The 13,111-nt window shown below is 62.0% G+C and carries 16 protein-coding genes and 1 tRNA gene; 11 read left to right on the plus strand and 6 right to left on the minus strand.

What is annotated here, in order from left to right; all coding sequences use genetic code 11:
- Positions 1-201: 201 nt before the first annotated feature.
- Positions 202-1,212: a type I glyceraldehyde-3-phosphate dehydrogenase gene (gene gap / locus AC1D08_RS16460; RefSeq protein ID WP_095089351.1), complete on the minus strand. Its 1,011-nt coding sequence runs from the start codon at positions 1,210-1,212 to the stop codon at positions 202-204.
- Positions 1,213-1,423: 211 nt separating this feature from the next.
- Positions 1,424-3,415 (minus strand): transketolase, encoded by a 1,992-nt coding sequence (gene tkt / locus AC1D08_RS16465; protein ID WP_457154880.1) that lies wholly within the window; start codon positions 3,413-3,415, stop codon positions 1,424-1,426.
- A gap of 262 nt (positions 3,416-3,677) precedes the next feature.
- Between tkt and AC1D08_RS16470 the strand changes: the two genes are divergently transcribed.
- The 4 genes from AC1D08_RS16470 (at position 3,678) to AC1D08_RS16485 (ending at position 6,343) form a co-directional block, all read left to right on the plus strand.
- Positions 3,678-3,950 (plus strand): DUF4164 domain-containing protein, encoded by a 273-nt coding sequence (locus tag AC1D08_RS16470; RefSeq protein ID WP_457154879.1) that lies wholly within the window; start codon positions 3,678-3,680, stop codon positions 3,948-3,950.
- A gap of 18 nt (positions 3,951-3,968) precedes the next feature.
- Complete coding sequence (locus AC1D08_RS16475) at positions 3,969-4,334, plus strand: cell division protein ZapA (RefSeq protein ID WP_095089345.1); 366 nt, start codon at positions 3,969-3,971, stop codon at positions 4,332-4,334.
- Positions 4,335-4,567: 233 nt separating this feature from the next.
- Complete coding sequence (locus AC1D08_RS16480; protein ID WP_477227741.1) at positions 4,568-5,227, plus strand: peroxiredoxin; 660 nt, start codon at positions 4,568-4,570, stop codon at positions 5,225-5,227.
- A gap of 216 nt (positions 5,228-5,443) precedes the next feature.
- Entirely contained in the window at positions 5,444-6,343 is a 900-nt protein-coding gene (locus AC1D08_RS16485) for an MBL fold metallo-hydrolase (protein WP_457153493.1), read from the plus strand.
- 209 nt (positions 6,344-6,552) lie between these two features.
- Here AC1D08_RS16485 and rpoH read toward each other — a convergent pair whose 3' ends face one another.
- Complete coding sequence (gene rpoH / locus AC1D08_RS16490; protein ID WP_095089340.1) at positions 6,553-7,464, minus strand: RNA polymerase sigma factor RpoH; 912 nt, start codon at positions 7,462-7,464, stop codon at positions 6,553-6,555.
- A 211-nt stretch (positions 7,465-7,675) separates the two neighbouring features.
- Positions 7,676-8,731, minus strand: coding sequence for an RluA family pseudouridine synthase (locus tag AC1D08_RS16495; RefSeq protein ID WP_457153487.1), 1,056 nt, complete (start codon positions 8,729-8,731; stop codon positions 7,676-7,678).
- A gap of 26 nt (positions 8,732-8,757) precedes the next feature.
- Between AC1D08_RS16495 and AC1D08_RS16500 the strand changes: the two genes are divergently transcribed.
- The 6 genes from AC1D08_RS16500 to AC1D08_RS16525 all read left to right on the plus strand — a co-directional run bounded on the left by AC1D08_RS16500 (position 8,758) and on the right by AC1D08_RS16525 (position 12,024).
- Positions 8,758-9,141, plus strand: a complete 384-nt coding sequence (locus AC1D08_RS16500) for a fimbrial protein (protein ID WP_457153488.1) — start codon at positions 8,758-8,760, stop codon at positions 9,139-9,141.
- Positions 9,138-9,545 carry a VOC family protein gene (locus AC1D08_RS16505; RefSeq protein WP_457153489.1) on the plus strand — a complete coding sequence of 136 codons (408 nt, stop codon included), beginning with the start codon at positions 9,138-9,140 and terminating at the stop codon, positions 9,543-9,545. Before AC1D08_RS16500 ends, AC1D08_RS16505 begins: the two co-directional genes overlap by 4 nt.
- A gap of 89 nt (positions 9,546-9,634) precedes the next feature.
- Positions 9,635-9,709: transfer RNA gene (locus AC1D08_RS16510), tRNA-Glu, on the plus strand.
- A gap of 170 nt (positions 9,710-9,879) precedes the next feature.
- Positions 9,880-10,461, plus strand: coding sequence for a VOC family protein (locus AC1D08_RS16515; RefSeq protein ID WP_457153490.1), 582 nt, complete (start codon positions 9,880-9,882; stop codon positions 10,459-10,461).
- A 21-nt stretch (positions 10,462-10,482) separates the two neighbouring features.
- Positions 10,483-11,316, plus strand: a complete 834-nt coding sequence (locus AC1D08_RS16520; protein WP_457153491.1) for a glutathione S-transferase family protein — start codon at positions 10,483-10,485, stop codon at positions 11,314-11,316.
- Between the two features lie 339 nt (positions 11,317-11,655).
- A complete protein-coding gene (locus AC1D08_RS16525; protein ID WP_457153492.1) occupies positions 11,656-12,024 on the plus strand; it encodes a hypothetical protein in 369 nt (122 codons plus the stop codon).
- A gap of 63 nt (positions 12,025-12,087) precedes the next feature.
- Here the strand turns inward: AC1D08_RS16525 and AC1D08_RS16530 are convergent, their stop codons facing one another.
- On the minus strand, positions 12,088-12,303 hold the full coding sequence (locus tag AC1D08_RS16530; protein WP_111544419.1) for a hypothetical protein: 216 nt from the start codon (positions 12,301-12,303) through the stop codon (positions 12,088-12,090).
- A gap of 151 nt (positions 12,304-12,454) precedes the next feature.
- On the opposite strand from AC1D08_RS16530, the gene AC1D08_RS16535 reads away from it, so the two are divergent.
- Positions 12,455-12,691, plus strand: a complete 237-nt coding sequence (locus AC1D08_RS16535; protein WP_477285084.1) for a hypothetical protein — start codon at positions 12,455-12,457, stop codon at positions 12,689-12,691.
- A 37-nt stretch (positions 12,692-12,728) separates the two neighbouring features.
- Here the strand turns inward: AC1D08_RS16535 and AC1D08_RS16540 are convergent, their stop codons facing one another.
- Positions 12,729-13,079, minus strand: a complete 351-nt coding sequence (locus AC1D08_RS16540; protein WP_457154682.1) for a hypothetical protein — start codon at positions 13,077-13,079, stop codon at positions 12,729-12,731.
- Between the last annotated feature and the right edge of the window lie 32 nt (positions 13,080-13,111).

Raw genomic sequence — 13,111 nt, forward strand, 5'->3', positions numbered from 1 at the left:
CAAATTCGTCTGTCTCCTGGTTTATGGCAGAGTGGGGCGAAGACGTGACCAGTGCAAGGCGGCGGGGTGGTTTTTTGCCCTATGCCCCTGATTTTCGAACGCTTTGGCGCTCGGGGCACGATTTGAGAAGGCGCCCGGCGCTCGCATGAAAAACGCCCGGACAAAGCCGGGCGTTCCAGGTCTCGAAGGAAGGCGTCGCGATCAGGCGATGGTCTTGCTGAAGGCGACCGCCGTGTCGGCCATGCGGTTGGAGAAGCCCCATTCATTGTCGTACCAGGACAGCACCGAAACGAAGTTGCCGTCCATGACCTTGGTCTGGTCGAGCGCCATGATCGAGGAGCGCGGATCGTGGTTGAAGTCGATCGAGACGTTCGGGTGATGGGTGACGCCGAGAATGCCCTTCAGCTTGCCGTTGGACGCGGCGATGACCGCATCGTTGATCTCCTGGACGGTGGTCGGCCGCTTGGCGATGAACTTGAAATCGACGACCGAGACGTTCGGGGTCGGCACGCGGATCGAGATGCCGTCGAGCTTGCCCTTGAGGTCGGGCAAGACGAGGCCGATTGCCTTGGCGGCACCGGTCGAGGTCGGGATCTGCGACAAAGCGGCGGCGCGGGCGCGGTAGAGATCCTTGTGCATGGTGTCCAGCGTTGGCTGGTCGCCGGTATAGGAATGGATCGTCGTCATCATGCCCTTTTCGATGCCGACCGTCTCGTGCAGCACGGCGGCCAGCGGCGCCAGGCAGTTGGTGGTGCACGACGCGTTCGAGATGACGATGTGGTCCTTGGTCAGCTTGTCGTGGTTGATGCCGTAGACGACGGTGAGGTCGGCGCCTTCGGCCGGCGCCGAGACCAGCACGCGCTTGGCGCCGGCGGTCAGGTGCGCAGCGGCCTTGTCACGGGCGGTGAAGATGCCGGTGCATTCGAGCGCGATGTCGACGCCGAGTTCCTTCCACGGCAGTTGCGTCGGATCCTTGATCGCGGTGACCTTGAACTTTTCCTTGCCGACGGTGATCTGGTCGCCGGAGACCGAAACCTCGTGCGGGAAGCGGCCATGCACGCTGTCGAAGCGCAGGAGATGGGCATTGGTCTCGACCGGGCCGAGATCGTTGACGGCGACGACGTCGATGTCCTTGCGGCCTGATTCATGGATGGCGCGCAGGATGTTGCGGCCGATGCGGCCGAATCCGTTGATGGCAACTCTGACGGTCATTTTTCTCTCCCGGGGAGCTGGAGGGCAGACGATGGGTCCGCAGCTTCATAGCGGCGGAAGCGGAAAGAATCCAGCCGCAGCGACATGGATTTAAATCGATTAGGTTGGGCCAGTCCGGCGAAATCGCTTTGTGCGGTTTCGCCGGGGCATTTTTTGCTTCAGCCTGTCGTTGTCCAAAACCGCGATACGCTTTTGGGCGACATGCAAGACCTTACTTGCCGTGCAAGCGGGCTTCCGCTGCCTTGGCGGCAGCATCGGCGGTGATGCCGAAATGCGGATAGAGCTGTTCGATGGTGCCGCTGGCGCCGAAGCCGGTCATGCCGATGAAGATGCCGTCGGAGCCGATGAGATGATCCCAGCCCTGGCGGATGCCGGCTTCGATCGCCATCTTGATTGGCGCGTTGCCGATCGTCTTCTTGCGGTAGTCGTCGCTCTGCTTGTCGAACAATTCGAAGCAAGGCATCGACACGACGCGGGTCGGATGACCATGCTTCTCCAGCAACTCGCGGGCGGCAAGCGCAATCTCGACCTCGGAGCCGCTGGCGAAGATCGTCACCGCGGCCTCCCCGCTGGCTGCGGCCAGTTCGTAGCCGCCCTGGCTACTCAGGTTCTTGGCCGAGAATTCGGTGCGCACCGTCGGCAGGTTCTGGCGGGTCAGCGCCAAAGTCGAAGGCGTCTTTTCCGACTCGAGAGCGATCTGCCAGCATTCGGCGGTTTCCACCGCATCGGCCGGACGGAAGACATTGTGGTTGGGAATGGCGCGCAGTGCCGCCAGATGCTCGACCGGCTGGTGGGTCGGGCCGTCTTCGCCCAGACCGATGGAATCATGGGTCATGACGAAGATCGAACGGATGCCCATCAGCGAGGCCAGCCGCATCGACGGACGGGCATAATCGGAGAAGCACATGAAGGTGCCGCCATAGGCGATGAGGCCGCCATGCAGCGTCAGTCCATTGAGTGCGGCGGCCATGCCATGCTCGCGGATGCCATAGTGGACGTAGCGCTGGCCATAATCGTCCGGCGTGATGTTCTTGGTCTGGCTGGTCTTGGTGTTGTTGGAGCCGGTCAGGTCGGCGGAGCCACCGATGGTCTCGGGCACGGCGCCGTTGATGACCTCCAGCGCCATTTCCGACGATTTGCGGGTGGCGACCTTCGGCTTGTCGACAGAGAGCGTCTTCTTGTAGTCGGCAATGACGGCGTCGAAGTTGGACGGCAGCTTGCCGGCGATGCGGCGCTCGAACTCAGCCTTCAGCTTCGCTTCGGCCTTGGCGAGGCGGCCTTCCCAGTCGGTGCGCGCGTTGACGCCGGCCTTGCCGGCGGTGCGCCATGCGTCGAGGATGTCGGCCGGAATCTCGAAGGGCGGCGAATCCCAGTTGAAGAACTTCCGCGCGCCGGCAATCTCGTCGGCGCCGAGCGGCGAGCCGTGTGCCTTGTTGGTGCCGGCCTTGGTCGGCGCGCCGAAGCCGATGGTCGTCTTGCAGGCGATCATCGTCGGCTTGTCGGAATGGCGGGCGGCTTCGATGGCATAGGCGATCGCTTCCGGATCCGTGCCGTCGATGTGGCTGGCGTTCCAGCCGGATGCCTGGAAGCGGGCAACCTGGTCGGTGTTGTCGGCGAGCGACACCGGGCCATCGATCGAGATGTTGTTGTTGTCCCAGAAGACGATCAGCTTGTTGAGCTTGAGGTGCCCGGCAAGCGCGATGGCCTCCTGGCTGACGCCTTCCATCAGGCAGCCGTCGCCGGCCAGCACATAGGTGTAGTGATTGATGAGGTCGTTGCCGAAGGCGGCGTTCATGATGCGCTCGCCGAGCGCGAAGCCGACCGAATTGGCGAGACCCTGGCCGAGCGGGCCGGTCGTCGTCTCGATGCCGGTGGCGTGACCATATTCAGGGTGGCCGGCGGTCTTCGAGCCCAACTGGCGGAAATGCTTGATCTGGTCGATGGTCATGTCTTCATAGCCGGTCAGATGCAGCAGCGAATAGAGCAGCATCGAGCCGTGACCGGCCGACAGGATGAAGCGGTCGCGATCGGGCCAGTGCGGGGCCTTGGGATCATATTTCAGGAAGCGTGTGAACAGCACCGTGGCGATGTCGGCGCAGCCCATGGGCAGGCCGGGATGGCCGGACTGAGCCTTCTCGACGGCGTCCATGGAGAGAAAACGGATCGCATTGGCCATCCGGTCATGTTGTTCACGCGACGTCATGGTTCCTCCAGAAATGGGGGTTTGGGGGCTGGGGAGAGCCCTGGAAAAGGGTGCGCGACACATAGCAGGCGCGGGCTTTTAGTCAACAAATCGGTGCGTATTTGCCGGTCTTATGATGCCGATGGCGGGCCTACATTAGCGTTAGCAGGGGACAGTCGCGAGAGCTTTGTTGACGTTGCCTTCACCCGGTGCCTAATGTTTCGCGGATAACGCGTTCTGAACGCGAACGATTCGGTGATGGGCAGGGCACAGGACGAAGGCCATGACCGGGGAAACCACGCTCAAGGAAGTCATCTCCAGGCTGAGTAAGGCCATCGAGGGGCTGGAAAATGCCGTCGCGGCCAAGCTCGAGCATGAACGCGATTACTCGGAAGCCGAGGCCGAGGTACAGCGGATGAATGCCGACAGATCCCGGTTGGCGCAAGAACTCGACAATTCCGAAGCGCGCGCCGAAAGGCTGGAAGACGCCAACAAGGAAGTGTCGCGACGGCTGGTGACCGCCATGGAAACCATCCGCGCTGTGTTGGACAGATAGGGCTGGACAGGTAGGCTCATGGCACAGGTCACGGTTTCCATCGACGGCAAGCAGTATCGGATGGCCTGCGACGAAGGCCAGGAAGAGCATCTGATCGATCTTGCCGAACGCTTCGACCGCTATGTCTTGCATCTGAAGGACTCATTTGGCGAGATCGGCGACCAGCGGCTGACCGTCATGGCCGGCATCATGGTGATGGACGAGCTCTCGGAGTTGCAGAAGCGCGTCAAGGGCATGGAAAGTGAAGTGCTGACCTTGCGCAAGACGCGCGACGATGCGCTGACCAAGGCCGACAAGAACGACAGTGTGCTGACCAACGCGCTTGGTGCACTGGCGCAGCGCATGGAAGATCTGACGGAGACGCTGGCGGTCAACAAGGCCTGAGGCGCACGGAGCCTTCCTGCCCACACGTGGCTCGTGGCTCGCATGCGCTGGCGTTGCCGTCTGCAGCACAAAAATGTTCGTTCTGCCGCCGACAAGAGTTTCATATTATCTCGCGGCCGCGATTTTTGCGCTAAGATGCAGCAATGCCGGAGCGTGGGGACGCCTTGATGGCGGCATGGTTTGCCGCCCGTAGCCCTCTCTGCTGGCAGAATTTGTTTCAGGGGAGATGTGCCATGAGCCTTCGTATCAACGACATCGCGCCGGACTTCACCGCCGAGACCACGCAAGGGACGATCAAGTTCCATGAATGGATCGGTGACGGCTGGGCGATCCTGTTCAGCCACCCGAAGAATTTCACCCCGGTCTGCACGACCGAGCTTGGCACGATGGCCGGGCTGGAGGGCGAGTTCAAGAAACGCAATGTCAAGATCATCGGCATTTCGGTCGATCCGGTCGAAAGCCACGGCAAATGGCAGGACGACATCAAGACGGCGACCGGCCACTCGGTGAACTATCCGCTGATCGGCGACAGGGACCTCAAGGTCGCCAAGCTCTACGACATGCTGCCGGGCGGCGCCGGCGAGACGTCGGAGGGTCGCACGCCCGCCGACAACGCCACGGTGCGCTCGGTCTATGTCATCGGGCCGGACAAGAAGATCAAGCTGGTGCTCACCTACCCAATGACCACGGGCCGTAACTTCGACGAGATCCTGCGCGCAGTCGATTCCATGCAGCTGACCGCCAAACACCAGGTAGCGACGCCGGCGAACTGGAAGCAGGGGGAGGATGTCATCATCACCGCCGCCGTCTCCAATGAGGATGCAATCAAGCGTTTCGGCGCCTACGAGACCATCCTGCCCTATCTCAGGAAGACCAAGCAGCCATCCGCCTGAGCGCTTCGGAACGGTTTTTGGCTTTCTCGCCGCAGCGGGCGAAATGATACTTGACTGGGTCGCGCGAGGGGGCAACCATGCTCTCCTTGGGTGCCGGTAGAGAAAATCATTCCTGCCGACCAAAGCGCGTCGTTTCTGAACGGATTGAGACGGCGTGCCGAGGTCTGAGTTGTTATGCATGTCGTTCTCCCAAAGCCGGGGCCACTTTTGGGCGACATGCATCAAGGGTTGGGGGAGCTGAAATTGGACCTAGCTTTGGCCAGGCCGCAGGTCAGCGGCTTCTATGATAAGTCGACCGGGGCCATCCAGTATGTCGTCGCCGACCCGGCGACGAAACGATGCGCCATCATCGATCCGATCCTCGACTTCGACGAGAGGTCCGGCGCCACGGCGACGAAGAGCGCCGATGCTCTGCTCGACTTCGTCAGCGAGCAGGGGCTGGGCGTCGAGTGGATCCTCGATACCCATCCGCATGCCGATCATTTCTCGTCGGCGCACTATCTGAAGCAGAAGACCGGCGCGCCCACGGCGATCGGCGAGAGGATCGTCGACGTCCAGAAACTGTGGAAGGCGATCTACAACTGGCCGAATTTTCCCGCCGACGGTTCGCAATGGGACAGGCTGTTCGGAGGAGGCGAAACCTTCCGGATCGGCACCCTTCCAGTCACCGTGCTGTTCTCCCCCGGGCACACGCTGGCCTCGATCACCTATGTGATCGGCGATGCCGCCTTCGTCCACGATACGCTGTTCGTGCCCGACAGCGGCACCGCGAGGGCGGACTTTCCCGGCGGCAGTGCAGCGCGGTTGTGGCACTCGATCCAGGACATCCTGGCATTGCCGGACGAGACGCGCGTTTTCGTCGGCCATGACTATCAGCCCGGCGGACGAGAGCCGTTGTGGGAAAGCACGGTCGCGATGCAGAAGGCCAGCAATACCCACCTCGTTGCCGCGCGCACCGAGGCTGATTTCGTTGCCCTGCGCGAAACCCGCGACAGGACACTGCCGATGCCGAGGCTGATCCTGCATGCGCTGCAGGTCAACATGAATGGCGGACGGTTGCCGGACCCGGAAGCCAATGGCCGGCGGTATCTGAAATTTCCGCTGGACTCGCTTTGACCTGACGGCGCCAGAGCGGTTCACCGTTTCACGGAAACGCCGAACCGCTCTATCTCTTTGTTTTGACGCAGTTCCCAAAGGGAAAGCGCTATGCGCTTTTCCCGGGAAAACCGTTTCACACTTTTCCTGGAATTGCTCTAGACAGCGCTACAAAAAAGGCGGCGTCAGTTTCCTGACGCCGCCTTTGTATTTTTGTTGCCGAGCTGGCCTTAAGCCGCCGGCTGCGCCTCGATGGTGCGCAGCGCCTGGGTCTGGCGCTTGGCGGCGGCCTTGACCGCGTCCTGCACCTTCTCGAAGGCGCGCACCTCGATCTGGCGCACGCGCTCGCGGCTGATGTCGAACTCGGCCGACAGCTCTTCCAGGGTCAGCGGCTCCTCGGCGAGGCGACGAGCCTCGAAGATGCGCCGCTCGCGCTCGTTGAGCACGGCAAGAGCGCCCGACAGCATGCCGCGCCGGTTTTCCAGCTCGTCCTGCTCGATCAGCATCTCTTCCTGGCTTTCATGGTCGTCGACCAGCCAGTCCTGCCATTCGCCGGATTCGCCTTCGCTCGCCCGGATCGGGGCGTTGAGCGAGGCGTCGCCCGACAGGCGGCGGTTCATCGACACCACTTCGGCTTCGGAAACGTTCAGCCTTGTGGCGATCTCGGCGATCTGGTCGGGCTTGAGGTCGCCGTCATCCAGCGCCTGGATCTTGCCCTTCACCTTGCGCAGGTTGAAGAACAGGCGCTTCTGGTTGGCGGTCGTGCCCATCTTGACCAGGCTCCACGAGCGCAGGATGTACTCCTGGATCGAGGCCTTGATCCACCACATGGCATAAGTCGCGAGGCGGAAGCCGCGCTCCGGTTCGAATTTCTTGACGGCCTGCATCAGGCCGACATTGCCTTCCGAGATCACCTCGCCGATCGGCAGGCCGTAGCCGCGATAGCCCATGGCGATCTTGGCGACGAGCCGGAGGTGGCTGGTGACGAGCTTGTGCGCGGCCGTGGTGTCCTCATGCTCGGCATAACGCTTTGCGAGCATGTACTCTTCCTGCGGCTGCAGCATGGGAAAGCGGCGGATTTCTTCCAGGTAGCGGCTGAGGCCGCCTTCGCCGGAAACAATACTGGGTAGTGACTGGGCCATGATAGCGCCCCCTCTCTATTGGAGTGATGCCCCCGAAACGCGGCGGGCATGTGACGCGAGCACCAAAAGGCTCGCCCGCGACATCAGATATATACAGGAACAAAACCAGAAAAGACAGGCGCTTGTTCAACACGAAACAGTGTGTCACGCTGAAGTGAACAATGCCAGTCAGGTTTTTTGATGGCTAGCTTGAAGCTTGTTGGTGACCGGTTCAGAGCTTGCGGAAACCGCCGACGAGTTCCTCCATGTCCCTCGGTATCGGCGCCTCGAACCTCATCGTTAGATGGGTAGTCGGGTGGCGAAATGCAAGCAGCCAGGCATGCAAAGCCTGCCGGGAAAATGCCTTGACCTGGCTTTTCAGCGGTTCAGGCAGCCGGTTGGCCTTGGTGCGGAAGGCCTGGCCATAGTCGGGGTCGCCAATCACCGGATGGCCGATATGCGCCATGTGGACGCGGATCTGGTGGGTGCGGCCGGTCTCGAGCCGGCATTCGACCAGGCTGGCCGTGGCGAATTCCTGCTGATCGACGCCGAAGCGCTCTCGCACGGTAAAGTGGGTGACGGCATGGCGGGCGTCGTCGCGTCCTTCCGGCACCACGGCGCGGCGCACGCGGTCGGCGGCGCGGCCGAGCGGCGCGTCGACCGTGCCCGTCGGCCGCTGCGGTATGCCCCAGACCAAAGCCAGATAGGCGCGTTCGAGATCGCCGGTCAGGCCGTGATCGGCGAAGGCTTCGGACAGCGACTTGTGGGCGCGATCGGTCTTGGCGACCACCATGACGCCGCTGGTCTCCTTGTCGAGGCGGTGGACGATGCCCGGACGGCGCACGCCGCCGATGCCGGAAAGGCTGTCGCCGCAATGATGGATCAGCGCGTTGACCAGCGTGCCGGTCCAATTGCCGGCGCCGGGATGCACGACAAGGCCAGCCGGCTTGTTTATGACGATCAATTCGTCGTCCTCATAGAGCACATCGAGCGCGATGTTCTCGCCCTGTGGCTCCGCTGGTTCCGGCTCCGGCATGGCGACCGAGACGCTTTCGCCCGGCGTCATCTTGCGTTTGGTCTCGTCGACCGGCTTGCCGTCGATCGAAACCGCGCCCTGCCTGATCAGCATCTGCACGCGGCTGCGCGACATGTCCGGGCCGAGGCTCGCAGCCAGCCATTGGTCGAGGCGCTGACCGGCCGCATCCGCGCCCGCCACCAGCACGGTGGGCGCCGCCGCTGTGAATTGGTCCTCTATCAATTCAGGGGCCTCTTCGCTATGAGCGCTCATTGAAAAACCGTTCCGGACTATTTGCCATGGCCAGCCCAATTGCCGAGGAAGATCAGGAGAAACCGCTCGACCCCGAGGTCGAAATGGTGCGCAGGAAACTCGTCCGCTTCGTCGGGATCAATCTCGGCCTGCTGTTCCTTGCCCTTATGGTGGTGATCGGCGCCCTTGTCTACAAAGCGCGCAACGCACAGCCGGCGAACCCGCCGCTGGCCGGCGACATCCAGGCGCCGGCCGGCGAGCCAGTCAGCGGCGACATCGTGCTGCCGGTCGGGGCCAAGGTGGTCAGCCAGTCGCTGTCCGGCAACCGCGTGTCCATAGACACCGAGCTTGCCGACGGCAGCCGCACGATCTTCGTCTACGACATGACAGAGCGCCGTGTGATCGGCCGCTTTGCAATCCGCAACAAATGACCGGGTTCGCCGAATATCGTCGCGTCGCGACCGTCGCCCTGGTCGTCGCCAACTATGACGAGGCGATTGCCTGGTATGTCGAGCGGCTGGGCTTCCTCCTCGTCGAGGATGTCGATCTCGGCGGCGGCAAGCGCTGGGTCACGGTGGCGCCGGCCGACGGGCACGGCGCGAAGCTGTTGCTGGCCGAGGCTTCCGACGAGGCACAAAAGAAAAGCATCGGTAACCAGGCCGGTGGCCGTGTCTTCCTGTTCCTCGAAACCGACGACTTTGCCCGCGACCATGCGGCGATGCTGGAGAAGGGCGTCGAATTTCGCGAGACACCGCGCTTCGAGCCCTATGGCACGGTGGCGGTTTTCGCCGATCTGCATGGCAATCTCTGGGATCTGATCGAGCCGAAACGGTAGGCCTGTGGCCGGTTTTTCCGCGATGCGGTAAAGCGGCGAAGCCCAGTTGCTTTTTCCCAGCCGTCAGCCTATATCGCCGGTTCTTGAACGCGCCCATCGTCTAGCGGTCAGGACACCGCCCTCTCACGGCGGGAACAGGGGTTCGATTCCCCTTGGGCGTACCATTCTCTCCATCAATCATCCGATCTCTCTGCTCTCGTCGCTTCTGGCGCGGCGGGGCCGATTGCATTAGCATTGCGGCGTGGATCCTAAGGCACGGCTCAAGCGGCGCGCAGAACGCTGGGTGCAGGGCAGGTCCAGACTGGCAGTTGATGCCACGCGGGGAGGAAGGCCAATGCAGAAACTGCAATCGCAGGGCGTGCATCACATCACGCTGGTCGGCGCCGGGCGCCAGACCTCGATCGATTTCTGGGAAGGCGTGCTCGGCATGCCGTTCATCTTCGAGCAGCCCAACCTCGACAAGGCAAAAGAGAGCCACCTCTATTTCGATCCGGGCGACGGCCGGCTGATCACCATCTTCACCGATGAGAGCCGCACGCCGGAGAAGCGACGCACGCCGACGGATCCGGGTTGCGTCCACCACATCGCCTTTTCGGTGTCGCGCGTCACCTTCCTGCAGGCGGTTGGCCGGCTCGACGAGCGCGGCATCAAGCACAGCGGCGTCAAGGATCGCGGCTTCATGGATTCGATCTATTTCGAGGATCCGCTCGGCCTGCTGATCGAACTTGCCTCCTACCGCTTCGAGCCGCCAGCGGGGTTCACCCATGCCGACGTGCTGATGGAAGCGCACAGGCTGCGTGTCGGGCGCGGCGACTACAACATTGCGGAAGTGCATCTCGCCGATGCGATCCAGGCGCTCGTCGAGCGTTCCCGCGCAACCTTGTCGGACGACCGGGCACCGAGGAACCCATACTGAACAAACCAGAGGGAGGAACAAATGGCCAAGACAACAACGAAGAGCGCGAAAAAACCGGCGGCCAAGGTAGCCGCAAAACCGGCGGCCAAAGCGGCGGCAAAACCAGCGGTGAAGGCAGTTGCCAAGCCCGCTGCGAAGGCCAAGGCGAAGCCGGCTAAGAAACCTGCAGTGAAGCTGAGCATGCTGAAGCCCAGCGTCAACAACATGACCGTTCGGGTGTTCGCGCGCGCGGCCGGGCTGGGCGCCGACGAGACCGATGCGTGGGGCCACACCCGCTCGCCCGAATTCACGGCGCGAAACCCCTCGCATTTGACGCCGATGATCGAGGACAAAGGCCTTCCCAGGGGCGTGTTGTGGGAAAGCTGCGCCATCATGCAGTATCTGGCGAACAAGCACGGGCTGGAGAAATTCTATCCCAAGGCGCCGGCCAAGCGGGCTATGATCGATAGTGCCATGTTCTATCTGGTCGGTACGCTCTACCCCTATGTGGCGCGCGCCACCTATCCGTTCCTTGGCTTCCCGCAATATGCCGGCGAGGTCGGCCATAGCGACGCGCACCCCGACAAGAAGTCCGAAGCCCAGAAGGCCGCGATGGCCGCGATTGCCGAGCCGCTGGAGGTCTTCCACAGTTTCTTCAGGGACGGCAAGCCGTTCATCGGCGGCAAGAACCCGTCGATCGCCGACATCCGCCTGGCGGCGACGCTCGAGTTCCTGGCGGTCGTCGATTATCCTCTGCCCAAATGGGCCAAGGAGTATATGGCGGCGATCGAGAAGAAGCTCGGCAAGGCGTACGCCGAGCCTGCCGGCGACGTGCGCGGCTACATCGCCTATGTGAGATCGCAAGCCAAGGCCTGAGGTTAAAGGGGGCCAGGTTAAGGATTCGTTAACCAAAGCCCTGTCTACTACCGATAATTCACCCCGCGACCACAGATGTACTGGCGCCGAGGTGGAAGGAAAGGTCGGCGCAATGCCGGCCTTTTTGCTTTCGCTCACTGTCGATGTGACGTCCTATCTTCTTGTTTTAACGCAATTCCAGACGGAAAACCCGTTTCACACCTTTCATGGAATTGCTCCGGTGTTGCATTTTCGGCGTCAACTTTTTGCCCAGAGATATTGTCATTGCCGGCGTTGGCCTTACCATCCATTTCGGCAGTCGGCATGGACTGCCGGTCAGGAGTGAGACGAGGGCTGGCGATGAAAAGCGTTGCGAGGCAGGCTGTGGTTGCGGGGATGATGCTGGCAGGCGCCGTTCATCCTTCAAATGCCGCTGAACTCAACACCATGAGCGATGTCGGGGCTGCGATCCAGGCATGCTGGACGCCGCCGGCGGATGCCGGAACTGCCAGCGTTACCTTGAGCTTCAGCTTCAAGCGGGACGGCACGCTGATCGGCCCCCCGAGGCCGACAGCCATCCATGTGAACGGCGACGCCAAGGCGAAAAAATCATTTGTCGACGCGGCGACGACGGCCTTGCAGAATTGCCTGCCCCTGACCTTCTCGTCGAAGCTGGCGCAAGGGGTCGCCGGCAACGTGTTCACGTTGCAATTCACGTCTCCCAAGTAAGGCGACAGGGAAGCCGGAACCGCCTTGCCACGGCGGTGCGCTCAGCTCTTGGGGTATGCTGGTTCAGTGGTGACTGCGCCTCGCCTCGGCATGCCGGGCAAGGTCAGGCGTCTCGAAGACATAATCGTTCCAGGCCGATTCCGGAATCTGGCCGGCCAGATAACATTCCAGCAACAGGCTTTGCTCGGCATTGAGGGGCCTTGGTGCACGCTCGTGATCCAGCCCCAGCGAGTGAAACAGGTTCCTTGTCAGGTCCGAAACCGTGAAGTGGATCGACATCTGCGTTCTCCTCTCTCCTGGCCATTCAACGCTGAAGCCCAGGCAAAGGTTTCAAGCTCAAACACAAATAAAGGATGGTCTGGAACACAAGGACAGTTGGAACAGAGGGACGCTCACGGCGTTGTGATCGACATCAGCCAGGAGAAACGCCATGGCAACGTTCAGGGAAATGAGGGTGCTGGAGATCGTCGAAGACGGCTCCCTGACCACCGAACAGAAAATCGCTGAACTGCGCGAGATCGAATCCGAGGCTCGTGGGCTGCAGCGGGCTGCGTCGGAGAGCCCGATGGGCGACGATGACGGCTGGCAGGACGATTTGCGTCAGGTACGTCTCGCACTCGACAAGCTCGGTGCGAAAGAACCCAAAAAGGGCGCTGCCTCGCTCTGAACGCAGAGCTTGCTAACTGGCATTTGCCAATCGATCGCTATTCGCAGACCATGCGAGCTCTCTTGCCGGGCTCGGTGACGTTTCTGCACGTCAGCAGCTTCGTCGGTTCAGACGCGGAGGCTGCTGCGGTCGAGACCCTCGTCCGGTGCTGTCTTGGCGGGGCATGGGTCACGACCCTGCGCTCGGAAAATCGCTGCGGCGGCTGCGGCGCCACCGGAAAGGCGCCGTCTTCAACCTGCTCGTATTCGACACGCGGTGGCGGCCGATCCCAGAAACGCCTGACATCGAGCGGCCTCGGGATGACCACGGTGCCGTCATAGGTGCGCGAGCAGCCGCTGCCGAAAAGCAGCATCAGCCCCATGAAGCAAGGCGAGATCCGTCCAACCATCCGCAATATCCCTTGAAGCTTATATAGCGGCT

Source organism: Mesorhizobium sp. P2_E6, from assembly GCF_056403835.1.

Coding starts and splice junctions, on each gene's coding strand:
- rpoH (WP_095089340.1), bottom strand. CDS start 7,464: ATGGCCCAGTCACTACCCAGTATTGTTTCCGGCGAAGGCGGCCTCAGC.
- gap (WP_095089351.1), bottom strand. CDS start 1,212: ATGACCGTCAGAGTTGCCATCAACGGATTCGGCCGCATCGGCCGCAAC.
- AC1D08_RS16470 (WP_457154879.1), top strand. CDS start 3,678: ATGACCGGGGAAACCACGCTCAAGGAAGTCATCTCCAGGCTGAGTAAG.
- AC1D08_RS16495 (WP_457153487.1), bottom strand. CDS start 8,731: ATGAGCGCTCATAGCGAAGAGGCCCCTGAATTGATAGAGGACCAATTC.
- AC1D08_RS16475 (WP_095089345.1), top strand. CDS start 3,969: ATGGCACAGGTCACGGTTTCCATCGACGGCAAGCAGTATCGGATGGCC.
- AC1D08_RS16530 (WP_111544419.1), bottom strand. CDS start 12,303: ATGTCGATCCACTTCACGGTTTCGGACCTGACAAGGAACCTGTTTCAC.
- AC1D08_RS16505 (WP_457153489.1), top strand. CDS start 9,138: ATGACCGGGTTCGCCGAATATCGTCGCGTCGCGACCGTCGCCCTGGTC.
- AC1D08_RS16500 (WP_457153488.1), top strand. CDS start 8,758: ATGGCCAGCCCAATTGCCGAGGAAGATCAGGAGAAACCGCTCGACCCC.
- tkt (WP_457154880.1), bottom strand. CDS start 3,415: ATGACGTCGCGTGAACAACATGACCGGATGGCCAATGCGATCCGTTTT.
- AC1D08_RS16525 (WP_457153492.1), top strand. CDS start 11,656: ATGAAAAGCGTTGCGAGGCAGGCTGTGGTTGCGGGGATGATGCTGGCA.
- AC1D08_RS16485 (WP_457153493.1), top strand. CDS start 5,444: ATGCATCAAGGGTTGGGGGAGCTGAAATTGGACCTAGCTTTGGCCAGG.
- AC1D08_RS16520 (WP_457153491.1), top strand. CDS start 10,483: ATGGCCAAGACAACAACGAAGAGCGCGAAAAAACCGGCGGCCAAGGTA.
- AC1D08_RS16515 (WP_457153490.1), top strand. CDS start 9,880: ATGCAGAAACTGCAATCGCAGGGCGTGCATCACATCACGCTGGTCGGC.
- AC1D08_RS16480 (WP_477227741.1), top strand. CDS start 4,568: ATGAGCCTTCGTATCAACGACATCGCGCCGGACTTCACCGCCGAGACC.
- AC1D08_RS16540 (WP_457154682.1), bottom strand. CDS start 13,079: ATGGTTGGACGGATCTCGCCTTGCTTCATGGGGCTGATGCTGCTTTTC.
- AC1D08_RS16535 (WP_477285084.1), top strand. CDS start 12,455: ATGGCAACGTTCAGGGAAATGAGGGTGCTGGAGATCGTCGAAGACGGC.